Source organism: Isoptericola sp. NPDC056134 (genome assembly GCF_042264825.1).
Lineage (GTDB): Bacteria > Actinomycetota > Actinomycetes > Actinomycetales > Cellulomonadaceae > Isoptericola > Isoptericola nanjingensis.
On the sequence record NZ_JBHJVM010000008.1, the window covers coordinates 37392 to 59652 of the forward strand.

Here is a 22261-nt window from a genome sequence, read left to right on the forward strand (position 1 = left end):
GGTCGATCTCGTTGCGCCCGGTGTGGTCGTGGCGGCGTCAGCGGCGGACGAGGACGGTGCCGGCAGCACGGTCGTGCAGGCCGCGCCCGTCGCGGTCCCACACGACGGCGGGGATCACGAGGCACAGCAGCAGGGTGCGCACCGCACCGCGCGCGAAGCCCGGCGCGACGCCGTCGGGGGCGCCCAGGGTGCGCACCTGCATGCCCAGGAGGCGGTGGCCGAGGGTGAAGCCGACGGTGCTGACCAGCAGCAGGTTCTCGAGGGCGAAGACACCGAGGGTGACCCACGAGTTCAGCTCGGCGAACGACACCGGGCTCGTCACCAGGTAGGCGATCAGCGTCGCCACCGCCCAGTCGACGACGAGGGCCACGGCCCGACGTCCGAGCCGCGCGAGCGACCCGGGGCCGGCGTCGGGGAGGCCCAGGCGTCCGCCGCTACCGGCCGCGTCCCGACGCCCGCCCTCGAGCCACGACCCGACGTCTTCTCTCGAGATGTCCTCCGGCGATGCCATGCGTCAAGGCTACGCGGCGCCGGGAGCGCGACCGCCGTAACGTGTTGGAAACAATCGCGCCATGCCGGAGAAACGCCGTCACCCTACGGTCGTGGACGTCGAGCGGCGAGCACAGGCCCGTCGCGCCCGTCCTTCGGAACCGTCCGGCGGCACCGACCGAACGGCACCATCCACGCAAGGAGTGCATGCATGTTCACGAACGCCGAGGAGGCCATCGCCTTCACCCGTCGCGAGGGGGTGGAGTTCATCGACGTCCGCTTCATCGACCTGCCGGGCGTGATGCAGCACTTCAACATCCCCGTGGAGCAGTTCTCGGAGGACTCCTTCACCGAGGGCCTCATGTTCGACGGTTCGTCGATCCGCGGCTTCCAGGCGATCCACGAGTCGGACATGAAGCTCGTGCCGGACGTCACCACGGCGTACCTGGACCCGTTCCGCAAGCGCAAGACGCTCATCGTCAACTTCTCCATCGTGGACCCGTTCACGGACGAGCCGTACTCGCGCGACCCGCGCACGATCGCCGCCAAGGCCGAGGCGTACCTGAAGTCGACCGGCATCGCGGACACCGCGTTCTTCGCGCCCGAGGCCGAGTTCTACGTCTTCGACGACGTCCGCTTCTCGACGAACCAGCACGAGAGCTTCTACAGCGTCGACTCCGTCGAGGCCGCGTGGAACACCGGGCGCGAGGAGGAGGGCGGCAACCTCGGGTACAAGACCCGCTACAAGGGCGGCTACTTCCCCGTCTCCCCCAACGACCAGTTCGCCGACCTGCGCGACGAGATGTGCGCGGTCCTGGCCGAGGTCGGGCTCGACGTCGAGCGCGCGCACCACGAGGTGGGCACCGCCGGCCAGCAGGAGATCAACTACCGGTTCAACACCCTGCTGCACTCGGCCGACGACCTGATGAAGTTCAAGTACGTCATCAAGAACGTCGCCTGGCAGCACGGCAAGACCGTCACCTTCATGCCGAAGCCGATCTTCGGCGACAACGGCTCGGGCATGCACTCGCACCAGTCGCTGTGGCTGAACGGCGAGCCGCTGTTCTACGACGAGAAGGGCTACGGCGGCCTGTCCGACACGGCCCGCTGGTACATCGGCGGCCTGCTCAAGCACGCCCCGTCGCTGCTGGCCTTCACCAACCCATCGGTGAACTCCTACCGCCGCCTGGTGCCCGGCTACGAGGCCCCGGTCAACCTGGTCTACTCGGCCCGCAACCGCTCCGCGTGCATCCGCATCCCGGTGACCGGCTCCTCGCCGAAGGCCAAGCGCGTCGAGTTCCGCGTGCCGGACCCGACGGCCAACCCGTACCTCGCGTTCGCCGCGCAGCTCCTCGCGGGCATCGACGGCATCAAGAACCGCATCGAGCCGCCGGCGCCGATCGACAAGGACCTGTACGAGCTGCCCCCCGAGGAGCACGCGCAGATCGCCCAGGTGCCCGCGTCCCTCGAGGAGGCCCTCGACAACCTCGAGCGCGACCACGAGTTCCTCACGCAGGGCGACGTCTTCTCCGAGGACCTCATCGCCACCTGGATCGACTACAAGCGCAGCAACGAGATCGACCCGATCCGCCTGCGCCCGCACCCGCACGAGTTCGAGCTCTACTACGACATCTGATCGGCGGCCCTGCGAGGGCCCGCTGACGTCGCCCGGACGGCGGCCCACCCTTCGGGGCGGGCCGCCGTTCGGCGTCACCGGAGACGCGGACGGGTGCAGGTCCGGGCCGTCCGCTGCCGTCAGGGCATATGCCCGATCGGTGGTACCCGCCCGTCCGTCGGCCGGTCCCGCCCGCAGCGGGCGCAGAGCAGGTACTGGGAGTCCTCGTTCTGGCGCCGCTGCCACTTGTGCATGCCGAGCATGCAACGCACGTCCTTCATGACGTGCTCCCCTCGCCGACGCGGACGTGGCGACGGCCGCCACGGGTCGCAAGTCCCAGGCTAGGCCGCGGTCGGCCGGCTCGACAGCCGCGCGACGGCTCCTGCGCGATGCCCCCTACCGCCGGGTGACCGCACCCGCCCACAGCCAGACGAAGCCCTCCCGACCATGGGAGTCGATGTAGCGCACGTGCACCTGCGCGTCGGTCCAGGCGGTCGCCTCGCCGTCGACGAGCTGCTCGCCCGACTGGCGCGACGTGATCCAGGCCCGCACGGGGATCCCGCGCTCGGGGCGCGTGACGTGCGCGCCGTCGCGCGACCGCCCCGGCGCGCCCTCCGCCGCGTCGCGCAGCGGCACCCTGTCGACCGCGCCCGACGACCCGCCGGCCTCGTCCCGTCGCCTGCTTCCCACGCGAGCAGGATAGCCCTGATTCGAACATGTGTTCTTCCCGCGGCGCGGTGCCATCTACTCCGCCTGCTCCACCTCCCGGGTCGCGGCCGCGAGCGCGGCGTCGCCGGGCACGTAGCCGTCGACGTGCCGCTCGGGCACGCCGTCGTAGGCGCTGAGCGGCCGGATGAGCGCGTTCGAGGCGAGCGGCTCCTGGACGTGCGCCGTCCAGCCCGCGATGCGCGAGGCGACGAATCTCGGGGTGAGCAGCTCCGTGTCGAAGCCGATGAGGTGGTAGGCCGGGCCGGACGGGTCGTACCGCACCGAGAAGGACATGCACCGGGTGGCCAGGATGATCCCGCTGCTGCACGGTCGCGACGAGCGAGCTCGGCGCCAGACCTGGCGGCGTCCAGGGTCGCCGCGGAGGAGGTGACCTCCCGCTCGTGAGCCCGTCGCCCGCCCTGGGGAACCCGAGGCGGACGGCGGCTCAGGCCTGCGGCTCGTCGGTGGCCGCCGCCTCGCCCTCGGCACCGTGCTCGGCACCGTGCTCGGCACCGTGCTCGGACCCGTGCTCGGACCCGTGCTTCTTCCCAAAGGGCAGCACGTGCATGACGGCGACGACGACGGCGCCCACGATCACGCCGACCAGGGCGGAGAAGAACGTGTTGACCAGCCAGCCGAGGAACCCGCCGATGCCGGGCACGGCGTGCGCGACGGCCTCCTCGAGGTGGTGCACGAACTCGTAGGGCGCGTGCCACCCGAGCTCGTCGGTGCCGGTCAGCAGGATGTGACCGCCGACCCACAGCATCGCGACGGTCCCCACGACGGAGATCACCGCGAGCACCTTGGGCATCCCGGTCACGAGGGCACGTCCGACGCGCTGGCTGCCCCGGGAGTCGCGGCCCGCGAGCGCCAGGCCCATGTCGTCCATCCGGACGATGAGGCCGACGACGCCGTAGACGATCACGGTGATGGCGAGCGCGACGACCAGCAGGATGACCAGCCGCGAGAAGAACGGCTCGTGCGCCACCTCGTTAAGGGCGATGACCATGATCTCGGCGGACAGGATGAGGTCGGTGCGCACGGCGCCGGCGACGAGGCTCTTCTCCGCGTCCGGTCCCACCGTCGCGGCAGGCTTGTCGTGCCCCTCGTGACCGCGCAGGCGCCCCCAGATCTTCTCGGCGCCCTCGAAGGCCAGGTACGTGCCGCCCAGCATGAGGATCGGGGTGAGCAGCCACGGCGCCCACTGGCTGAGGATCAGCGCCACCGGGAGGATGTAGAACACCTTGTTCCGGATCGAGCCCCAGGCGATCTTCTTGACGATGGGGATCTCGCGGTTCGCGGCGACGCCGTGCACGTACTGCGGCGTCACGGCCGTGTCGTCGACGACGACGCCCGCGGCCTTCGCCGTCGCCTTCGCGGCGGCGGCCCCGACGTCGTCGAGCGAGGCGGCGGCGAGCTTGGCGATCGCCGCGACGTCGTCGAGCAGCCCGAGCAGTCCGGCGCTCACGCCACCGCTCCCGAGGGTCGGCGGCGAGCGGTCGGCGCGCCCGCGGGCGACGGCGATGACATCAGCATGGACATATCGTGCCGCATGCCGCGGCGCAGGGGGACCCGCGCTCGGCAGCGCATCACTCCTCGCCGTAGAAGACGCGCTCCACGACCGTGCGGGCGCGTCGGGCGGTGCGGAGGTAGAGCTCCTCGAGCTCTCCCCCGGTGCCCACGTCGCCGAGCAGGGCGGCGACGCCGGCCAGGTCGCGCGAGTCGTGCGGCAGCCGGTCGGTCTGCGCTCCCGTGGTGCGCCCGGACCAGAGCACGACGGCGGACCGCACGCGCGAGGCGAGCACCCACGCGTCGCGCAGCTGAGCGGCGTCCTCGGGGTCCAGGAGGCCCGCCGCGGTCGCGGCGTCGAGCGCCGCGACCGTGCCGGTCGTGCGCAGTGCCGGCACCTCGCCCGCGTGCTGCAGCTGGAGCAGCTGCGCCGTCCACTCGACGTCCGCGACGCCGCCGCGCCCGAGCTTGAGGTGGCGCGCCGGGTCCGCGCCCCGGGGCAGCCGCTCCGCCTCGACCCGCGCCTTGATCCGCCGCACCTCCCGCAGGCGGGCGTCGTCGAGCCCGCCGGCGGGATAGCGCAGCGGGTCCACGAGCGCCTCGAACCGGGAACCCAGCGAGCCCTCTCCGCCGGCGTCGCCCGCCACCGGCCGGGCACGCAGCAGCGCCTGGGCCTCCCACACGCTCGACCACCGCCCGTAGTACTCGGCGTACGAGTCGAGGGTGCGCACGAGGGGCCCCTGCCGGCCCTCCGGGCGCAGGTCCGCGTCCACCGGCAGGGTCGGCTCCGGGCCGACCTCCGACAGCAGCGCGCGCAGGCGCGTCGCGGCGCGCGTGGCGAAGTCCTGCGCGAGCTGCGGCGCGGCGCCCGGCACCGGCTCGTGCACGAACATCACGTCGGCGTCCGAGCCGTACCCCATCTCGCGTCCGCCGAGCCGCCCCATCGCGACGACGAGCAACCGGGTGGGGTTCGCCTCCGACGACTCGCCCAGCCCGAGCTCGGTGCGCGCCGCGTGCTCGGCGGCGCGCAGGCCACCGGCCAGGACCATGTCCGCGGCGTCCGAGACCGCGGCCGCGGCGTCCACGGGCGGCAGCAGGCCGAGGACCTCGGCGGCCCCGGTCCGGGCCAGCTCGCGACGGCGCAGGGCCCGCAGCCGCTGGGCGGCGGACGTCGGCTCGTCGGCCCGCGTGAGGATGGCGTCCGCCTCCGCGGCCAGCCGCTGCGGGCCACGGGGCTCGAGGCCCGACGTGTCCGCGAGCCAGCGCACCGACTCGGGCGACCGTGCCAGGGCGTCGGCGAGGTACGTCGACGAGGCCAGCAGCCGGCTCAGGTGATAGGCGGCGTTCTCGGAGTCGCGCAGCAGCCGCAGGTACCAGGGCGTGGCGCCCAGCTCGTCGGACAGCTTGCGGAACGCCAGCAGCCCGCCGTCCGGGTCGGCGCCCTCGGCGAACCAGCCGAGCAGCACCGGCAGCAGCTGCCGCTGCAGCGCCGCCCGGCGCGACGTGCCCGACGTCAGCGCCACGACGTGCCGCATCGCGCCCTCGGGGTCGCGGTAGCCGACGGCGGCGAACCGCTCGCGCGCGACGTCCGGGGACAGCGACAGCTCGGCGTCCGACAACTGCGCCGAGGCCGGCAGCAGCGGCCGGTAGAAGACCTCCTCGTGCAGGGCGCGCACCTCGCGACGCGTCGCCCGCCACCGCTCCAGCAGTCCCTTCGCGCCCTCGGCGCGCATGCCGAGCGACCGCGCGAGGCGGCGCAGGTCCCCCTCCGCGGTGGGCAGCAGGTGCGTCCGTCGCAGCCGGAACAGCTGCACGCGGTGCTCCAGCGCGCGCAGGAACCGGTAGCAGACCGCCATCCGCGCGGCGTGCTCGCGCCCGACGTACCCGCCGGCGGCCAGGGCGGCGAGCGCGGACAGCGTGTGGGGCGAGCGGATCTTCGGGTCTGCGCGACCGTGCACGAGCTGCAGCAGCTGCACGGTGAACTCGACGTCGCGCAGGCCGCCCTTGCCCAGCTTGATCTGCCGGTCCGCCTCGGCGGCGGGGACGTGCTGCTCGACGCGGCGGCGCATCGCCCGGGCGTCCTCGACGAAGTGCTCGCGATGGACGGCCGACCAGATGAACGGGTCGACGGCCGCCCGGTAGTCGCGGCCCAACCCCGCGTCGCCGGCCACGGGGCGCGCCTTGAGCAGGGCCTGGAACTCCCACGTCTCCGCCCAGCGCTCGTAGTACGCGAGATGGCTCGCCAGCGTGCGTACCAGGGGCCCTTGCGCGCCCTCGGGCCGCAGCGCGGCGTCGACCGGCCACAGGGCGGGCTCCGCGGAGGTGGCTGAGCACACGCGCTGCAGCCCGGACGCGAGACGGGTGCCGACGGCGAGCGCCGTCTCCTCGTCGAGGACGCCGCCGTCCGGCAGCTCGCCCGGCTCGCACACGTACACGACGTCGACGTCGGAGACGTAGTTCAGCTCGCGGCCGCCGGTCTTGCCCATGCCCAGGACGGCGAGCCGCACGCCCGCGCCGTGGTCGTCCAGCTCGGCCCGCGCGACGGCGAGCGCGGCCTCCAGGGCGGCCGACGCCAGGTCGGCGAGCGCCGCCCCGACGACGGGCATGCGGGTCAGCGGCTCGCTCGCGGTGAGGTCGTCGGCGGCCAGCGCCAGCAGCCGGGCGCGGTAGGCCCGGCGCAGCGCGTCCGTGGTGGTGGCCGCGCCCGCGTCCGGCCAGCCGACGCCCGGACCGGCATCCGGGTCGGCCGCGACCGGCATCGCGGCGGCCGGGTCGGCGCCCACGGCGCGCAGCAGCGCGGCGCGCACCTCGGCCGGGCCCGCCACGGTGCGCGGGCCGGGGTCGCCGCCGTCCTCTCCCTCGCCGTCGCCGTCGCCGTCGCCGTCGCCGTCGATGTCGATGTCGTCCGTGTCGAGCGCCGCCCCGTCGGGCACCGCGAGGACGTCGAGCAGCTCGGGACGGCGCACGACCTCGTCGCCCAGGGCCGACGACGCCCCCAGCACGGCCAGGAGTCGGGTGCGCGCCCGCGGCGGGGCGCCCTCGTCGAGCAGCGCCCCGAGCCGCTCGCGGGCATCGGGGTGCTCCGCGAGCCGCACCAGCTGCAGGAGCGCGAGGTCCGGGTCGGCGCAGGTCCCGACCGCCGCCAGGAGCGCGTCCGCACGACCGGGCTCCGCGAGGGCCTCCTGCAGCGCCGGGTCGGACCAGAGCGACGCCGACCTGGTGAGGTCAGCGAAGCCCGCGTGCAGCAGCCGGCTCGTGAGGGTCGGCGGGCGGGCGGTCACAGGTTCTGCAGGAACCGGCGCAGCTCGTAGGGCGTGACCTGCGCGCGGTAGGCGTCCCACTCCTGCCGCTTGTTGCGCAGGACGAAGTCGTAGACGTGCTCCCCGAGCGTCTCCGCCACCAGCTCGGAACGCTCCATGAGCTCGATCGCCTCGTCGAGCGACTGCGGCAGCGGGGCGATGCCGAGGGCACGCCGCTCGCGGTCCGTCAGCTCCCAGACGTCGTCCCCCGTGGCCTCCGGCAGCTCGTAGCCGTGCTCGATGCCCTTGAGACCGGCAGCGAGCAGCACCGCGAACGCGAGGTACGGGTTCGCCGCCGAGTCGAGCGCCCGGTACTCCACGCGGGCGGAGTTGCCCTTGCCCGGCTTGTACATGGGCACGCGCACGAGGGCGGACCGGTTGTTGTGGCCCCAGCAGATGTAGCTGGGCGCCTCGGCGCCGCCCCACAGCCGCTTGTACGAGTTGACGTACTGGTTGGTCACGGCCGTGATCTCGGCGGCGTGCACCAGCAGGCCGGCGATGAACTGCCGGGCCGTCTTCGAGAGCTCGAACTGGGCGCCCGGCTCGTGGAAGGCGTTCTGGTCGTCCTCGAACAGCGACAGGTGCGTGTGCATCCCCGAGCCCGGCTGGTCGGCCATCGGCTTGGGCATGAACGACGCGAACACGCCCTGCTCGAGCGCGACCTCCTTGACCACCGTGCGGAAGGTCATGAGGTTGTCCGCCGTGGTCAGCGCGTCGGCGTACCGCAGGTCGATCTCGTTCTGGCCCGGCCCGGCCTCGTGGTGGGAGAACTCCACCGAGATGCCCATCGACTCGAGCATCGTGATCGCGGCGCGGCGGAAGTCGTGCGTGCTGCCGCGGGCCAGGTGGTCGAAGTAGCCCCCGTTGTCGACCGGGACCAGCGGGTCCTCCGGCGCCGCGAGCTGGTTGAACAGGTAGAACTCGACCTCGGGGTGCGTGTAGAAGGTGAAGCCCCGGTCGCTGGCCTTGGCGAGCTGCCGCTTGAGCACGTTGCGCGAGTCCGCGAGGGAGGGCTCGCCGTCCGGCGTGAGGATGTCGCAGAACATGCGGCCCGTGCCGTGCCGCTCGCCGCGCCAGGGCAGCACCTGGAACGTCGTGGGGTCGGGCTTGGCGATCATGTCCGCCTCGTAGACCCGCGTCAGCCCCTCGATGGAGCTGCCGTCGAAGCCGATGCCCTCCGTGAACGCCTGCTCGAGCTCGGCCGGGGCGACCGCCACCGACTTCAGCACCCCGAGCACGTCGGTGAACCAGAGCCGGATGAAGCGGATGTCGCGCTCCTCGACCGTGCGGAGCACGAACTCCTGCTGCCTGTCCATGAGCCCATCCTGCCCGAGAAGTGTTAACGGGGTATGTCCTGGCACCTCCCCTGCGCGCGCCGGGCCCCGACCTGGACGGATACCCGGTACCGCGCGTCGGAGGCATAGGCTGGCCGCCATGTCCAACCCTGGTCACGACGCCGCCGCCGACGTCGCCGCAGCCCCCTCGCCCGCCGCCGACCTCACGCGCCGCCGCCGCGTCCGGGTCCACCACCTGGCCGAGGCAAAGGAGCGCGGGGAGAAGCTCACGATGCTCACGGCCTACGACGCCGTGACGGCACGGATCTTCGACGCCGCGGGTCTCGACCTGCTGCTCGTCGGCGACTCGATCGGCAACACCATGCACGGGCACGCGACCACGCTGCCGGTCACCCTCGACGACATGATCCCGCCGGCCCGCGCCGTCGCCCGGGCCGCCGAGCACGCGCTCGTCGTCGTCGACCTGCCGTTCGGCACCTACGAGGCCGGGCCGGAGCAGGCCCTCGCCTCCGCGGTGCGGGTCATGAAGGAGACCGGCGCCGCCGCGATCAAGCTCGAGGGCGGCCGCCGGTCGGCGGCCCAGATCCGCGCGCTCACCGACGCCGGCATCCCCGTCGTCGGCCACCTCGGCTTCACGCCGCAGTCGGAGAACATCCTCGGCGGCCCGCGGGTCCAGGGCCGGGGCGACGACGCCGCGGAGGCGCTGTGCGAGGACGCGCTCGCCGTGCAGGAGGCCGGGGCGGTCGCCGTCGTGCTGGAGATGGTGCCGGTGGAGGTCGCCGCGCGCGCCACCGAGATCCTGCGCATCCCGACCATCGGCATCGGCGCGGGCCCGCGCGTCGACGGGCAGGTGCTGGTCTGGACCGACATGGCCGGGATGACGGACTGGTCGCCGCGGTTCGCGCGCCGGTTCGCCGAGGTCGGCAACCTGCTGCGCCAGGCGGCGCAGGACTACGCCGCCGAGGTGCGCGGGGGCACGTTCCCCGACGCCGCCCACTCCTTCGAGCGCTAGCCCGGCATCAGGCGGCGCCGGGGTCGCCCGTCAGGGCGAGCATCGCCGCCGCGACCCGGCCGGCGGCGGCGTCGGGGACCGCCGTCGAGGCCTCCTCGAGGATCAGCAGCCTCGCTCCCGGGATCTCGCGGGCGAGCACCTCCCCGTTCCCGACCGGGAAGAACGGGTCGCGGCGGCCGTGCACCACGAGCGTCGGGACCGCGACGTCGCCGAGCCGCTCGCGCCAGCGAGGCGTGCAGTCGAGGGCGGCGAAGACCATGCCCTGCTGGTTGGCCGCGTGCACCGCCGGCGCCGTCCCCAGCGTGCGGTCCCAGACCCGACCGGCGACCACGCGCGCCGCGGCAGGGTCGTCGCCGAGGATCTCGGCGCCTCGGGCGGCGTGCTCGGCCACGGCGTCCCGGTCGGACCAGTCCGGCTCCGCCAGCGCGAACAGCCGCCCCATCGCCCCGCCGTCGTGGTCGGGCAGGTCGTCGTCGACCGGGCCCGGCGCGACCGGGCGGGTGCCGACCAGGGTCAGCGCCGCGAACGCCTCCGGGTGGTCGAGCGCGGCGACCTGGGCGACCATCCCACCCACGCCGATGCCCGCCAGGTGCGCGGGCCGGTCGTCGAGCTCCCGGGCGAGCGCCGCGGCGTCGGTCGCGAGGTCGCGCAGCGTGTAGGCCGGCGCCACGGGGTCCGCGGTCGTGGACGCCCCGGCGTCGCGCAGGTCGTACCGCACCACGTGGCGTCCGCCGCGGGCGAGCGCCGCGCAGAGCGCGTCGGGCCAGGAGAGCATCGTCGTCCCGCCCGCGCAGAGCACCAGAGGGGCCGCCTCGTCGCCGAAGTGCGCCACGCCGTGCGTGACGCCGTTCGCCTCGATCGTCGTCGTCATGCGGGGCCGACCCCGGTCGGGGCGGGGACTCATCGGTGCGCCGCGCGGGGCTCCGCCGTTAGTCCTTCCCGCGCCAGTCGGCGTCCTCGCCCTCCCACTCGTCGTTGCGTCGCTGGGCCGAGTCCAGGGCGTTGCGGGCCGCCTCGCGCGAGGGGTAGGGGCCCATGCGGTGGCTCCAGCTGGAGCGGTCGCGGCTCTCCTCGACCTCACCGGTCTTGGTGTTGTACCAGTACTGCGCCGGGCTTGTGTCGCTCATAGGACGATCCTGCATCAAGATGGGGCCCATGGTGGAGGCAGCGCAGCCGGTCGCGTTCGGCATCGACATCGGCGGGTCGGGCATCAAGGGGGCGCCGGTCGACCTGGCGACGGGTGAGTTCGCGGACGAGCGGCGCCGCATCCCGACCCCGGAGAGGTCCACCCCGGACGCCGTGGCCGGCGTGCTCGCCGAGCTCGTCGACTCGTTCGAGCTGCCGCCCCACGTGCCGGTCGGCGTCGCCTTCCCCGCCCCGATGGACCACGGCGTCGTCCGGTTCATCGCCAACCTGCACAAGTCGTGGAAGGGCGTCGACCTGCCCGCGCTGGCCAGCGAGGCCACGGGCCGGCACGTGACCGCCGTCAACGACGCCGACGCCGCCGGCGTCGGCGAGCAGCGGTACGGCGCCGCCCAGGGGCGCGACGGCGTCGTCCTCGTGGTCACGCTCGGCACCGGCATCGGCTCGGCGCTGCTCGTGGACGGCGTGCTCGTGCCGAACACGGAGCTGGGCCACCTCGAGATCGACGGGCACGACGCCGAGTCGCGGGCCGCCGAGTCCGCCCGCGAGCGCCACGACCTGTCGTGGCACGAGTGGGCCGCGCGGCTGCAGCGCTACTTCGAGACGGTCGAGATGCTCCTCGCGCCCGAGCTCATCGTCGTCGGCGGCGGCGTGAGCAAGCACCACGAGAAGTTCCTGCCCCTGCTGAACCTGCGGGCGCCGATCATCCCCGCCACCCTGCGCAACCGCGCGGGGATCGTCGGCGCCGCCGCGCTCGCCGCCAGCGGTCGCGACCACTGACGCGCTGCTGACGCTCCGTCGTCCCCCCTCAGCCGGCGAGGCTGTGCGGCGCGGCGGGGGTCGGTGCCGTCGGGGTCACGGGACGGTCGAGGACGGTCGCGTCCGGGGGGACGTCGAGATCGAGCATCCGCAGCACGTCGAGGACCGCGGCCGGCGGCCGGTGCAGCGACACCCGCAGGCCCTCGTCCCGGCCGATCCGGCAGAGCTGGACGAGGAAGGCGACGCCGGCGGAGTCGATGAACGTCACCCGCGACGTGTCGACGACGACGGGGAGGTCGCGCTCGAACGCCCTCGCGAGCGCCGCGCTCGCCTCGTTGCGCAGGGCGATGTCGATCTCGCCCCACATGTCCACCACGCTCACGTCGGTCCGCTCCACCAGGGCGATCCCCCCGGCCTGCGCCTCGTCGGTGAAAGTCACTGCCACACCTTCGTCCCACGTCCTGCGTCCCTGCGCGCCGCTGTCTCGAGCGCTGCGATCCGGACTCGCGACCTCGTCGTCGCGACGCCCGCCACGCTACACCTCTCCCAACCCGGAACGGAACCTCGGCATAGGAACTCTTTACGCACTGTTCACAGACGCGGAACCCTCGGGTCGGCCCCCGCCCCGCCTGCAGCGGGCTACGGACCCCGAGCGTGCCATGACCTCCGCCTCCACGCTCGGCACGCCCGGGTACGGCACCATGACGGGGTGCGTGCGACATCGCGGGACGACGGCGTCTGGTTCACCCTGCGGGACGACGCCTCGAAAGCAGCGCAGGAGGCCGCGATCCGGGCGGCGCTGAGCGCGCAGCGAGACCGTCTGGAGCGGGTGGAGATCGACGTTCTCTCGGACGATGAGTGGCCCGGCGAGGCGTGCGCCGCCGTCCGCGTCGCGGAGGCCCGCCTCGCCGCGCAGCGACGGCGCAGCACGTCGCTCACCCTCGACCCCCGGTCCGACGAAGACCTCGGCCTCGCGATGGCCCTCGCACCGCACAGCATCGGCGGTTCGGCGACCGACGACACCGGCGCGCTCGTCTGGGACGCCAACGACACCGGGACGAGCGCGGCGTTCCGGCTCGCCTCGTCCGAGGTGGCGGCGGTGCGCGCCGCCGTGGAGCGAGCCGGCGGGGGGCGCGACGACGTGGTCACGCTCGTGAGCCACCACCTGGGACGCCGGAGGCTCGGCTATGACGTCGTGGGCGCCACGGCACCGGGCGAGGAGGCGTGGCGGCCACCCAGCCGCTGGCGGGCGTACGAACGCACGGTCCGGCTGGGCGCAGGACCGGAGCTGTGGGAGGAGGTGTCGACGTCAGTCGTGTCGTGGGAGGTCAAGGCCCGCAGCGGGTTCAGGGTCGATCCGCCCCTGCACGGCCTGCCACCCCGGGCCGGGGACCGCTGCTGGCTCGTCGCACGGGCCGGTCCGTTCCGGCTGCGCGAACCGGTGCAGGTGATCGAGACCGTGTCGTCCGACCGCCGCGCCGCGCTCGCGTACGGCACCCTCGACGGTCACCCCGTCACGGGCGAGGAGGCCTTCATCGTCCACCGCGAGGACGACGGGACCGTGATCCTGACACTGCGCTCGCTCACCCGGCCCGGCCGAGGGTTGTGGCGGGTGCTCTTCCCCGCGATCCTCGTGGCCCAGCGGCTCTACCGCCGTCGGTACCTGCGCGCGCTCGTTCCGACCGCGCCGGGTGCCGGGCAGCAGGACTCTGCGGACGGGTGAAGTTTCGCGCCCGGCCGCGCCGCTGTGGGAGCGCTTCCCTATCGTGTGCTCCGGGCCGGCACCGACGCACGCCTCCTGACGATCCGGGCAGCGGACACGCCTGCCCGACACCGACCGCGACCGGCTGCACGCGGATCCTCTGGCGACCATCGACTCCCTGAGAGGCCATGCCATGAGCGACACGACCGGAACCACCGCGCCCGACACCGTCGTCCTCGTCCACGGACTGTGGATGACACCCCGCAGCTGGGAGGGCTGGGTCCAGCACTACCAGCAGAAGGGCCTGACCGTCGTGACGCCCGCCTACCCCGGGTTCGAGATCGAGGTCGAGGCCCTCCGTGAGAACCCCGAGGTCATCGCCGACCTCACCGTCCCCGAGACCGTCGAGCACCTCGCCGGCATCATCACCGCCCTGGACCGGCCGCCGATCATCATGGGCCACTCCTTCGGGGGCGCCCTGACCCAGATCCTCCTGGCCCGGGGCCTCGGCGCCGCCGGGGTGGTCATCGACTCCGCCCCGACCGAGGGCGTGCGGGTCAACCCGCCGTCACAGGCGAGGTCGCTCTTCCCCGCGCTCAAGAACCCCGCGAACCGGCACCGTGCCGTCGGGTTCACCCCCGAGGAGTTCCACTACGCGTTCACCAACACCCTCTCGGAGGAGGAGTCCCGGGCGGTGTGGGAGCGCTACGCGATCCCGGCCCCGGGGCGCTGGGTGTGGGACTACGGCCTCATCGCCAACTTCAAGCCCGGCCACCAGGAGACCTGGGTGGACTTCGGCACCGACCGCGCGCCGCTCCTGTTCATCGGGGGCGAGCTCGACCACATCATGCCGCCGTCGGTGAACCGGTCGAACGCCAAGCACTGGGAGAAGTCGCCGGCCGTCACCGAGTACTACGAGTTCGCGGGCCGGGACCACTGGACCTGCGCCGCGCCGGGCTGGGAAGAGGTCGCCGACCACGCCCTCGCCTGGGCCCTCGAGCACGCGCAGGGGGCCGAGCGGGCCACGGCCTGACGCCCGACGCGCGGGCGGACGCGCCGGGCCCCCCGGCGTGTCAGGGCCGCTTGGTAGAACCGTGAGGTCGGCTCCCGACGGCGGAGCCGGCCTCGCGACGACCAGGAGCCCCCATGCCCCATCCGTCCAGCGACGTCCAGGCGTTCGAGTGTCGCGCCACCGACGCCGACCTCGACGACCTGCGCGCGCGGCTCGCCGCGGCACGGCTGCCGGAGCCCGAGACGGTCCGCCGCCCCGCGCCCGACCCGCGCCGGTGGGACCAGGGGGTCCCCCTCGCCGACCTCGTGGACGTCGTCGACCACTGGCGCACCGGGTACGACTGGCGGGCGTTCGAGAGTCGCCTCGAGGAGATCGGCCAGTTCCGCACGACCGTCGACGGCCTGGGCATCCACTTCCTGCACCGCCGGTCCCCGCGCGCGGACGCCACGCCGCTGATCCTGACCCACGGCTGGCCCGGCAGCGTCGCCGAGTTCGTCGACGTGGTGGACGAGCTGGCCGCCCCGCCGGACGCGGGCGCGCCGGCGTTCCACGTCGTCGTCCCGTCACTGCCCGGCTTCGGCTACAGCGACAGGCCGGCCGTCGCCGGATGGGGCGTCGAGAAGACCGCGGCCGCGTGGGTGGAGCTGATGGGACGGCTCGGCTACGACGAGTTCCTCGCCCACGGCGGCGACTGGGGCGGCAACGTCACCGCGGTCCTCGGCGGGAGGTTCCCCGCGCACGTGCTCGGCATCCACACCACGCTGGCCCTCCCACCGCCCGGGATGACGACGGACGGTCTGACGGGCGAGGAGCTCCGGCACGCCGAGGAGACCCGTGACTTCTGGCTCCACCACCGGGCGTACGCGACGCAGCAGGCGACCCGGCCGCAGACCATCGGCTACTCGCTCGTCGACTCGCCGGTCGGCCTGCTCGCCTGGCTGCTCGACAAGTTCGCCGAGTGGTCCGACACCGAGGACAGCCCGTTCGAGACGATCTTCCGGGACAGGATCCTCGACGACGTCACCCTGTACTGGCTGACCCGGACCGGCGCCTCGGCGGCCCGCATCTACGCCGAGAGCCCCGGCTCCCTGGACCCCGACCTGCGGGTGGACGTCCCCTGCGCCATGACCATGTACCCCGGCGACATCGAGTCGCGCACCCCGCACGCCTGGGCCGAGCAGCGCTACCGGCGCATCGTCCGGTGGACCGAGCCCGAGCACGGCGGGCACTTCCCGTCGCTGGAGGTCCCCGACTACTTCGTCAAGGACCTGCAGGACGGCCTCGCGGCGGTGCTGGCCGCGAGCAGATGAGGGCGGACGAGCCGGTCTGTACGCCGGGTTCTGTTCCCCGTGCCCGGTTACCCCGGCACGGGCGACGGTCATCCATCTAGGCCCTGCGTTGCCGCAGGGCTCGAGCGGTCTACCCGGGAGCATCGGGCGGGCAACCCTCGAACGCTCCCTGTCTGACCTTGCTCCAGGTGGGGTTTACCGAGCCACGACCGTCACCGGCCGCGCTGGTGGTCTCTTACACCACCGTTTCACCCTTACCGCCACCGGTCGCCCGGCGACGGCGGTCTGCTTTCTGTGGCACTGTCCCGCGGGTCACCCCGGGTGGCCGTTAGCCACCACCTCGCCCTTCGGAGCCCGGACGTTCCTCGGCGACGGCGCCCGAGGGCACCGCCGACGCGACCGTCCGACCGACTCGTCCGCGTCGCACAGTCTATGCGCGGCCGAGCCGGTCGGACGCCCACGTCGGTACGGTCACACGTCGACCTTGTAGCTCAGGGACAGCTCGTCGCCCGACCGGCCGCGGATACCCCAGCTCTCGGCGGGCGACTCGATCACGACGAGCTCGACGTCGTCGGTCGCGACGCGCAGCGCGGGAGCGACGTCGTCGTAGACGCGGCGGATCAGCTCCCGCTTGGCCTCGCGCGTGCGGCCGATGAAGGCGACGATCTCGATCAACAGGTAGTCGTCGGAGCGCGGCGCGACGAGGTCGCCGTCGTCGAGCAGCAGGAACCGGTGGAACCGCTTGTCCTCGGGGATCTTCCAGGCCCCGACCAGCGCCGCGTGCAGCGCGTCGGAGACCTCCGCGCGCCGCTGACCCCACACCCGTCGGTTGCCGTAGATCTTCACCTGGACCACGCCCGACGACGCTAGCGGTGACCGACAGCACTGTCACCAGGGGGTCCGCGCGTCGAGACCCGACCGTAGGGTGTCCGGGTGCTGATCTGCCTCCCGCCCTCCGAGGGCAAGACGCCCGCACCCGACGGCGCCTCCCCCGTCGACCTCGCCGGGCTCACGGGGGCCGGGCAGCTCACCGGTCAGCGGCTGGCCGTGCTCGACGCGCTCGCCGCGGCGAGCGCGCGGCCGGACGCGACCGAGGTGCTCGGCGTCGGCGCGTCGCTCGGCGCCGAGGTCGCCCGCAACACCGAGCTCGTGGCCGCGCCGACGGCGCCCGCCGCCCGCGTCTACACCGGCGTCCTCTACGCCGCGGCCGGCCTCGCAGACCTGCCCGGCGCCGCTGCCCGCCGCGCCGCCGACGACGTCCGCGTCTTCTCCGGCCTGTGGGGCGCCGTCTCCCCCGCCGACAGGATCCCCGCGTACCGCCTCTCCATGGGCGTCGACCTGCCCGGCGTCGGCAAGCTCGCCACCGCATGGCGGCCGCACCTGTCCGCGGTCCTCGACGCCCGCGCCGCGGGTGACGTCGTCGTCGACTGCCGCTCGGCCGCGTACCTCGCCGCGTGGAAGCCGGCCACCACCGGTGACTCCGCCGCGGACTGGGTGACCGTCCGCGTGGTGCGCGAGACGGACGGGAAGCGCGCCGTCGTGTCGCACAACGCCAAGCACACGCGCGGCGTGCTCGCGGGCCACCTGCTGCGCCGCTCCGGCCCCGCGCCCACCACCGCCGCGGAGCTGCTCGACGCCGCCCGCGAGCTCGACGGCCAGGTCATCGGGACGGAGGTCGGGACGGGTCTGTCGTACCGGATGGTCGAGGCGACGCTGCACGACGCCGCCACCCGCCGCGGGCCGCGCACCCTCGAGGTCGTCATCGCCTGACGGGCGGGACACCCCACACCCGGCGCACACCGGCCGCATGGCCTACGACGAGGTGCTCGCCGCCCGCGTCCGCGACGCCGTCGCCGAGCGCGCCGACGTCGTCGAGCGGCGGATGTTCGGCGGCGTCGCGTTCATGGTGAACACCCACATGGCCGTCGGAGTGGGCGGCGACGAGCTCATGGTGCATGTCGGCACGGACGGCTACGACGCCGCGCTGGCGGACGGCGGGCACGAGCTGCGCATGGGCGAACGCGTCATGCGCGGCATGGTCGGGGCGCCGGCGTCGGTCACCTCCGACGACGACGCGCTGCACGCGTGGGTGGCCCGCGGCGTCGACCTCGCGCTCGCGCTCCCGCCCAAGCCACCCAAGCGCTAGCCGCGTCAGACGTCGGTCGGGAAGCCCGCCGTGGTGACCTCCGCGAGCGCGGGCTCGCCGTCGTCCCCGAGGCCGAAGCGCAGCACGGTCAGCGAGCACGGCGGCACGCGCAGCAGCCGCCACGACGACGCCGGCGCGCCGAGCGACCGCCCGGCCAGGGCGCGGATCGTCACGGTGTGCGCGACGACGACGCTCGCCGCGCCCGGCTCCGTCGCGGCGACGACGTCGCGCAGCCCGGCCCACGCCCGCTCGCCCACGTCGGCGTACGACTCGCCGCCGGGCGCCCGGTCGGTGCCCGTCGTCGACCAGGCGGCGAACTCGTCGGGCCAGCCGTCGGCGATCGCGTCGGGCGTGAGGCCCTCCCAGTCGCCGAACACGCACTCGGCGAACCGGTCGTCCGGGCGCACGTGCTGGCCGGTGCGGCGCCCGACCGCCGCGGCGGTCTCGAGCGTGCGCACCAGGGGCGAGGCGACGAGGGCGCCGGCGCGCGGCAGGTCCGGCCACAGGTCCTTGCCGAGCCGGAAGACGGCGTCCGCGGCGCGCGCCGCCTGCACACGGCCCCGCGAGGTCAGCGGCGGCCCGGGGACGCCGCCGCCCGAGTAGGCGCGCGCCTCGGTCAGCTCGGTCACGCCGTGCCGCACGAGCACGACGGTGCGCAGGTCCGCGCCAGCCGCCGGGCTCGCTCCGGACGGCCGGGCCATCAGGCCGCGGCGCCGTCGTCCGCCGGGCGCACGAGGATGCGGCCGCACTCCTCGCAGCGCACGACCTGCTCGGGCGCCGCCGCCTTGGCGGCGGCGAGGTCACGCGGGTTGAGGTCGAGGCGGCAGCCCTCGCACCGGCCCCCGCGCAGCGCCGCGGCGCCGACGCCGCCGAGCTGGGCGCGCAGCTTGTCGTACAGGGCGAGGAGGCCGGCGTCGAGCCCGGCCGCGGTCGCCTCCCGCTCCGCCTTGACCTTCGACCCGGTCGCGTTGATCTCGGCCCAGGCCTCGTCGCGCTCGGCGGTCGCCTTCGCCTTCGCCGCCTCGAGCTCGGCGTGCGCCGACTCCACCTCGGCCAGCGAGCCCTGGTGCGCCTCCAGGCGCTCCATGACCTCGATCTCCGCGTCCTCGAGCACCGACTGGCGGCGGGCGAGCGACTCGAGCTCGCTCACCAGGGCCTGGGAGTCCTTCGCCGACAGGGCGCCGGAGTCCAGCTTCTGCTGGTCCCGCTCGGCGCGCGTGCGCACCTGGGCGACGTCGGACTCCGCCTTGGCGAGCTCGCGCTCCAGGTCGGCCACGGCCGTGCGCGAGTCGACGAGCGAGGTGTGCAGGTCGCCGATGCGGCCGTCGAGCTCCGCGATGGTCGCCAGCGCCGGGTGGTTGCGGCGCTGGTGGACGAGCTGCTGCAGCCGGGTGTCGAGGGCCTGGACCTCGAGCAGTCGGCGCTGGTCCTCGGGGGGTGCAGTGGCCACGGGCGGGTCCTCTCGCAGTGATTCAGCTGGTGGGGCGGTCGGTCGCGCGCACGCTGCTCGCCACCCGCGCGGTCCACGGGTCGGTGCCGATCGTGCTCACCCTCGTGGTCACCGTACCTTCTCCGGAACCGTCCCCGGTCCCGCCTCCGGCCCGCTCCCCGAGCCGCGCGACGACGTCCTCGGCGGCGTACGCGAGCCACGGCCACTCGCTCGCGAAGTGGGCCACGTCCACGAGGAACGGCGTCGCCGCCCCGGTGGAGGTCCGGGACTCGAAGTCGGCCCGCTCCCGCAGCTCCGACGCGGGGTGGTGGCGCAGGTCCGCGGTCACGTACACGTCGACGGCGGCGGCGCGGACGGCGTCGAACAGCGAGTCCCCGGAGCCGCCCACCACGGCGGCGGTCGCGACCGGGGCGTCGAGGTCGCCGGCGACGCGCACGCCCTGCGCCGTCGCCGGCAGCACGGCCGCGACGTGCTCGGCGAACGCGCCCAGCGTCGTGGGCTCGGCGAGCCGGCCGACGCGCCCGATCCCCCGGACCGCACCGGCATCGACGCCGTCGGGCCCCACGACCAGCGGGCTGCGGTCGGTGATGCCGACGAGATCGGCGAGCGCGTCCGCGACGCCGCGCGGGGCGGCGTCGGCGTTGGTGTGCGCCACGTACAGGCCGCAGCCCGCGCGCAGGAGCCGGTGCACCACGTCGCCCTTGAACGTCGTCGCCGCGACCGAGTGCACGGGCCGCAGGAACAGCGGGTGGTGCGTGACGAGCAGGTCCGCGCCCCAGGCGACCGCCTCGTCGATCACTGCGGCCACCGGGTCGACGGCGAACAGGATCTTGCGCACCGGCGCCGCGGGGTCCCCCACCACCAGGCCGACGGCGTCCCAGCCCTCCGCCGTCGACGGCGGGTACAGGTCCTCGAGGGCGGCGACGACGTCGTGCAGCCTCGGCGGATTCTCCGGAGTGCGCGGTGCCGCGGTGTCTGTGGTCCCGATGGTCATGGCACCGACCCTAGAGCCGGGGCCGGTCACTTGGCGTCGGCGTAGGAATCGACCGCCGCGACGGTGAGCGGGAAGTCGACCGGGAAGTCCCCGAACAGCAGGCGGCCCGCCTCCTCGGCGGCGGCGCGCACCTCGGCGGCGACCACATCGGCGAGCTCGCGCGGAGCGTGCACCACCACCTCGTCGTGCAGGAAGAACGCGAGGTGCGGGCGGTCGGCGAACGGGGCGGGCGCCAGGCCCGGCCGCGCGCCGTCCGCGACCCCGAGCGCCCAGAGCCGACGACGGATCGACGCGAGCCAGCACAGCGCCCACTCCGCCGCGGTGCCCTGCACCACGAAGTTGCGGGTGAACCGCCCCCACGACCGGGTGGCGGACCGGGCGCGGGCCGCGGCGTCGGCCCCCGCGTCGTCGGCGAACGCGCCCGCCTGCGCCTCGTCCCACGCGGAGCCCGGGGCCGGGGACGACCGGCCGAGCCACGTCGTCACGACGCCCCCGCGCTCCCCCGTGCGGGCGGCCTCCTCCACCAGCGCGATCGCCCGCGGGTACTCCCGCCCCAACCGCGGCAGCACCTGGGCGCTCGCCCCGGTGGTGCCCCCGTACATCGCGCCGAGCATGCCCACCTTGGCCAGCTCCCGGGTGGGCACCGCCCCGGACGCGACGATGCCGGCGTAGAGGTCGCCGGCGCGGCCCGCCGTCGCCATGGCCTCGTCACCCGCCATGCCCGCCAGGACGCGCGGCTCGAGCTGCGCGACGTCCGCCACGACGAGGCACCAGCCCGGGTCGGCGACCACCGCCCGTCGCACGCCCTTCGGCAGCTGCAGCGCCCCGCCACCGGTGGACGCCCAGCGGCCGGTCACCACGCCGCCCACCACGTACTCGGTGCGGAACCGGCCGTCGGTCACCCACTCGTCGAGCCAGTGCCAGCCGTTCGCCGTGAGCAGGCGGTAGAGGTTCTTGTACTCCAGCAGCGGAGCGACGACGGGGTGGTCGAGCTTTTCCAGCTCCCACTTGCGCAGGCTGCGCGTCCCGACGCCGGCGTACTGCATCGCCTTGAGCAGGTCAGGGTGCGAGTCGGGGTTGAGCGACGGCGGAGCGTCGAGGGCCGTGCGGATCTGTCGCGCGAGCTCCTCGAGCCGCGCGGGACGCTGCCCCTCGGGCGGCCGGGGACCGAGCGCGTCGGTGAGGATCGCGTCGTGCACGTCCGCGCGCCACGGCAGCCCGGCGTGGTGCATCTCGGCCCCGACCAGCGCACCCGCCGACTCCCCCGCCGCGAGCAGCCGCAGCCGCCCGGGCGCCGACGAGCCGCGCACCGCGTCCTCCTGGCGCCGCAGCTCCGCCACCGGGTCGACCGCCCCGGCGCCCTGCGGGGCCGGGGCGGACCGCTCCGGCGCCGCGAGGTCGAAGAGCGCCTCGCCCTGCGGCACGCGGCGGGCGCCCACCGGCGGCGCCGCGCCCGCCGGCGTCGGGGTCATCGCGTCCCACGCGCCGACCCCCGCCGCCGAGAGCTCCGAGCCCGCGGTGGCCGTGGAGTGCCGCAGGATGCGGTGCACGAGCCGCAGGTCGTGCGACCGCTCCACGCGGACGCCCGCCCGCAGCAGGCCGGGGTACCAGCGGTTCGTGTCGTCCCACGTCCAGCGCGGCACGGCCGCACTGCCGTGCACCCCGCCCTCCGCATCGGCCACGAGCGCGGGGAGGTCCGCGGCGGGCACGGCGCGCTGCGTACCGTCGTGCAGGCGGACCGTGCCGCCGGGCTCTCGGGTCAGGACGACGTGCACGCCGCCATCCTGCCGTGCGCCACCGACGCACGATCGACGCGCCGCACCCGCGCCGCTCGCCGCG

At 74.5% G+C, this 22261-nt stretch carries 21 protein-coding genes, 1 other RNA gene and 1 pseudogene; 8 read left to right on the forward strand and 15 right to left on the reverse strand.

Going from position 1 to position 22261, the window contains the following annotated elements; translation table 11 throughout:
- Window positions 1-37: 37 nt before the first annotated feature.
- Window positions 38-511, reverse strand: coding sequence for an RDD family protein (locus ACFCZN_RS09740; RefSeq protein WP_429764246.1), 474 nt, complete (start codon window positions 509-511; stop codon window positions 38-40).
- A 189-nt stretch (window positions 512-700) separates the two neighbouring features.
- Between ACFCZN_RS09740 and glnA (ACFCZN_RS09745) the strand changes: the two genes are divergently transcribed.
- Window positions 701-2125, forward strand: a complete 1425-nt coding sequence (glnA, locus tag ACFCZN_RS09745) for a type I glutamate--ammonia ligase (RefSeq protein WP_429764245.1) — start codon at window positions 701-703, stop codon at window positions 2123-2125.
- Window positions 2126-2500: 375 nt separating this feature from the next.
- On the opposite strand, the gene ACFCZN_RS09750 is transcribed toward glnA (ACFCZN_RS09745), so the two are convergent.
- The 5 genes and pseudogenes from ACFCZN_RS09750 to glnA (ACFCZN_RS09770) form a co-directional block, all read right to left on the reverse strand.
- On the reverse strand, window positions 2501-2794 hold the full coding sequence (locus tag ACFCZN_RS09750; protein ID WP_429764244.1) for a hypothetical protein: 294 nt from the start codon (window positions 2792-2794) through the stop codon (window positions 2501-2503).
- A gap of 54 nt (window positions 2795-2848) precedes the next feature.
- A pseudogene (locus tag ACFCZN_RS09755) lies at window positions 2849-3082 on the reverse strand (citrate/2-methylcitrate synthase); the annotation flags it as partial.
- Between the two features lie 175 nt (window positions 3083-3257).
- The gene (locus ACFCZN_RS09760; RefSeq protein ID WP_430556637.1) at window positions 3258-4280 is read right to left on the reverse strand and encodes a DUF808 domain-containing protein; all 1023 of its coding nucleotides are present in this window, start codon (window positions 4278-4280) and stop codon (window positions 3258-3260) included.
- Window positions 4281-4401: 121 nt separating this feature from the next.
- The gene (locus ACFCZN_RS09765; protein ID WP_430556638.1) at window positions 4402-7602 is read right to left on the reverse strand and encodes a bifunctional [glutamine synthetase] adenylyltransferase/[glutamine synthetase]-adenylyl-L-tyrosine phosphorylase; all 3201 of its coding nucleotides are present in this window, start codon (window positions 7600-7602) and stop codon (window positions 4402-4404) included.
- Window positions 7599-8936, reverse strand: a complete 1338-nt coding sequence (gene glnA, locus ACFCZN_RS09770; protein WP_429764241.1) for a type I glutamate--ammonia ligase — start codon at window positions 8934-8936, stop codon at window positions 7599-7601. Before glnA (ACFCZN_RS09770) ends, ACFCZN_RS09765 begins: the two co-directional genes overlap by 4 nt.
- A 118-nt stretch (window positions 8937-9054) precedes the next feature.
- Here glnA (ACFCZN_RS09770) and panB point away from each other — a divergent pair, with 118 nt between their 5' ends.
- On the forward strand, window positions 9055-9927 hold the full coding sequence (panB, locus tag ACFCZN_RS09775; protein ID WP_430545163.1) for a 3-methyl-2-oxobutanoate hydroxymethyltransferase: 873 nt from the start codon (window positions 9055-9057) through the stop codon (window positions 9925-9927).
- Window positions 9928-9934: 7 nt separating this feature from the next.
- On the opposite strand, the gene ACFCZN_RS09780 is transcribed toward panB, so the two are convergent.
- Together ACFCZN_RS09780 and ACFCZN_RS09785 are read right to left on the reverse strand one after the other, a co-directional pair.
- Window positions 9935-10798, reverse strand: coding sequence for an alpha/beta fold hydrolase (locus tag ACFCZN_RS09780; RefSeq protein ID WP_430556639.1), 864 nt, complete (start codon window positions 10796-10798; stop codon window positions 9935-9937).
- A gap of 58 nt (window positions 10799-10856) precedes the next feature.
- Window positions 10857-11054, reverse strand: a complete 198-nt coding sequence (locus tag ACFCZN_RS09785) for an SPOR domain-containing protein (RefSeq protein WP_429764238.1) — start codon at window positions 11052-11054, stop codon at window positions 10857-10859.
- A gap of 28 nt (window positions 11055-11082) precedes the next feature.
- On the opposite strand from ACFCZN_RS09785, the gene ppgK reads away from it, so the two are divergent.
- Entirely contained in the window at window positions 11083-11850 is a 768-nt protein-coding gene (gene ppgK, locus ACFCZN_RS09790) for a polyphosphate--glucose phosphotransferase (RefSeq protein ID WP_429764237.1), read from the forward strand.
- A 28-nt stretch (window positions 11851-11878) separates the two neighbouring features.
- Here the strand turns inward: ppgK and ACFCZN_RS09795 are convergent, their stop codons facing one another.
- A complete protein-coding gene (locus tag ACFCZN_RS09795) occupies window positions 11879-12268 on the reverse strand; it encodes an STAS domain-containing protein (RefSeq protein WP_429764236.1) in 390 nt (129 codons plus the stop codon).
- Window positions 12269-12538: 270 nt separating this feature from the next.
- On the opposite strand from ACFCZN_RS09795, the gene ACFCZN_RS09800 reads away from it, so the two are divergent.
- From ACFCZN_RS09800 to ACFCZN_RS09810, 3 genes are all read left to right on the forward strand, one after another.
- On the forward strand, window positions 12539-13552 hold the full coding sequence (locus tag ACFCZN_RS09800; RefSeq protein WP_430556640.1) for a DUF1990 family protein: 1014 nt from the start codon (window positions 12539-12541) through the stop codon (window positions 13550-13552).
- 172 nt (window positions 13553-13724) lie between these two features.
- A complete protein-coding gene (locus ACFCZN_RS09805; RefSeq protein WP_430556641.1) occupies window positions 13725-14564 on the forward strand; it encodes an alpha/beta hydrolase in 840 nt (279 codons plus the stop codon).
- A 113-nt stretch (window positions 14565-14677) separates the two neighbouring features.
- Window positions 14678-15853, forward strand: a complete 1176-nt coding sequence (locus ACFCZN_RS09810) for an epoxide hydrolase family protein (RefSeq protein WP_430556642.1) — start codon at window positions 14678-14680, stop codon at window positions 15851-15853.
- A gap of 3 nt (window positions 15854-15856) precedes the next feature.
- Here the strand turns inward: ACFCZN_RS09810 and rnpB are convergent.
- Both rnpB and ACFCZN_RS09820 read right to left on the reverse strand, forming a co-directional pair.
- An RNA gene (gene rnpB / locus ACFCZN_RS09815) (RNase P RNA component class A) lies at window positions 15857-16247 on the reverse strand.
- Window positions 16248-16303: 56 nt separating this feature from the next.
- Window positions 16304-16687 (reverse strand): tautomerase family protein, encoded by a 384-nt coding sequence (locus ACFCZN_RS09820; RefSeq protein WP_430556643.1) that lies wholly within the window; start codon window positions 16685-16687, stop codon window positions 16304-16306.
- Window positions 16688-16765: 78 nt separating this feature from the next.
- Here ACFCZN_RS09820 and ACFCZN_RS09825 point away from each other — a divergent pair, with 78 nt between their 5' ends.
- Both ACFCZN_RS09825 and ACFCZN_RS09830 read left to right on the forward strand, forming a co-directional pair.
- Window positions 16766-17602 carry a YaaA family protein gene (locus ACFCZN_RS09825; protein WP_430556644.1) on the forward strand — a complete coding sequence of 279 codons (837 nt, stop codon included), beginning with the start codon at window positions 16766-16768 and terminating at the stop codon, window positions 17600-17602.
- Between the two features lie 37 nt (window positions 17603-17639).
- The gene (locus ACFCZN_RS09830; protein WP_430556645.1) at window positions 17640-17978 is read left to right on the forward strand and encodes a TfoX/Sxy family protein; all 339 of its coding nucleotides are present in this window, start codon (window positions 17640-17642) and stop codon (window positions 17976-17978) included.
- A 5-nt stretch (window positions 17979-17983) separates the two neighbouring features.
- Here the strand turns inward: ACFCZN_RS09830 and ACFCZN_RS09835 are convergent, their stop codons facing one another.
- The 4 genes from ACFCZN_RS09835 to ACFCZN_RS09850 are packed head-to-tail and all read right to left on the reverse strand — an operon-like array spanning window position 17984 to window position 22197.
- On the reverse strand, window positions 17984-18679 hold the full coding sequence (locus ACFCZN_RS09835) for a histidine phosphatase family protein (RefSeq protein WP_430556646.1): 696 nt from the start codon (window positions 18677-18679) through the stop codon (window positions 17984-17986).
- Complete coding sequence (locus ACFCZN_RS09840; RefSeq protein ID WP_430556647.1) at window positions 18679-19428, reverse strand: zinc ribbon domain-containing protein; 750 nt, start codon at window positions 19426-19428, stop codon at window positions 18679-18681. Before ACFCZN_RS09840 ends, ACFCZN_RS09835 begins: the two co-directional genes overlap by 1 nt.
- Before the next feature lie 22 nt (window positions 19429-19450).
- Window positions 19451-20422, reverse strand: coding sequence for a Nif3-like dinuclear metal center hexameric protein (locus ACFCZN_RS09845; RefSeq protein ID WP_430556648.1), 972 nt, complete (start codon window positions 20420-20422; stop codon window positions 19451-19453).
- 26 nt (window positions 20423-20448) lie between these two features.
- Complete coding sequence (locus ACFCZN_RS09850) at window positions 20449-22197, reverse strand: bifunctional 3'-5' exonuclease/DNA polymerase (protein WP_430556649.1); 1749 nt, start codon at window positions 22195-22197, stop codon at window positions 20449-20451.
- Between the last annotated feature and the right edge of the window lie 64 nt (window positions 22198-22261).

Bases quoted from the DNA above. Each gene is read 5' to 3' on its own strand.
- ACFCZN_RS09740 (WP_429764246.1), bottom strand. From the start codon at position 511: ATGGCATCGCCGGAGGACATCTCGAGAGAAGACGTCGGGTCGTGGCTC.
- glnA (WP_429764245.1), top strand. From the start codon at position 701: ATGTTCACGAACGCCGAGGAGGCCATCGCCTTCACCCGTCGCGAGGGG.
- glnA (WP_429764241.1), bottom strand. From the start codon at position 8,936: ATGGACAGGCAGCAGGAGTTCGTGCTCCGCACGGTCGAGGAGCGCGAC.
- panB (WP_430545163.1), top strand. From the start codon at position 9,055: ATGTCCAACCCTGGTCACGACGCCGCCGCCGACGTCGCCGCAGCCCCC.
- ACFCZN_RS09780 (WP_430556639.1), bottom strand. From the start codon at position 10,798: ATGACGACGACGATCGAGGCGAACGGCGTCACGCACGGCGTGGCGCAC.
- ACFCZN_RS09785 (WP_429764238.1), bottom strand. From the start codon at position 11,054: ATGAGCGACACAAGCCCGGCGCAGTACTGGTACAACACCAAGACCGGT.
- ppgK (WP_429764237.1), top strand. From the start codon at position 11,083: ATGGTGGAGGCAGCGCAGCCGGTCGCGTTCGGCATCGACATCGGCGGG.
- ACFCZN_RS09805 (WP_430556641.1), top strand. From the start codon at position 13,725: ATGAGCGACACGACCGGAACCACCGCGCCCGACACCGTCGTCCTCGTC.
- ACFCZN_RS09810 (WP_430556642.1), top strand. From the start codon at position 14,678: ATGCCCCATCCGTCCAGCGACGTCCAGGCGTTCGAGTGTCGCGCCACC.
- ACFCZN_RS09830 (WP_430556645.1), top strand. From the start codon at position 17,640: ATGGCCTACGACGAGGTGCTCGCCGCCCGCGTCCGCGACGCCGTCGCC.
- ACFCZN_RS09835 (WP_430556646.1), bottom strand. From the start codon at position 18,679: ATGGCCCGGCCGTCCGGAGCGAGCCCGGCGGCTGGCGCGGACCTGCGC.
- ACFCZN_RS09845 (WP_430556648.1), bottom strand. From the start codon at position 20,422: ATGACCATCGGGACCACAGACACCGCGGCACCGCGCACTCCGGAGAAT.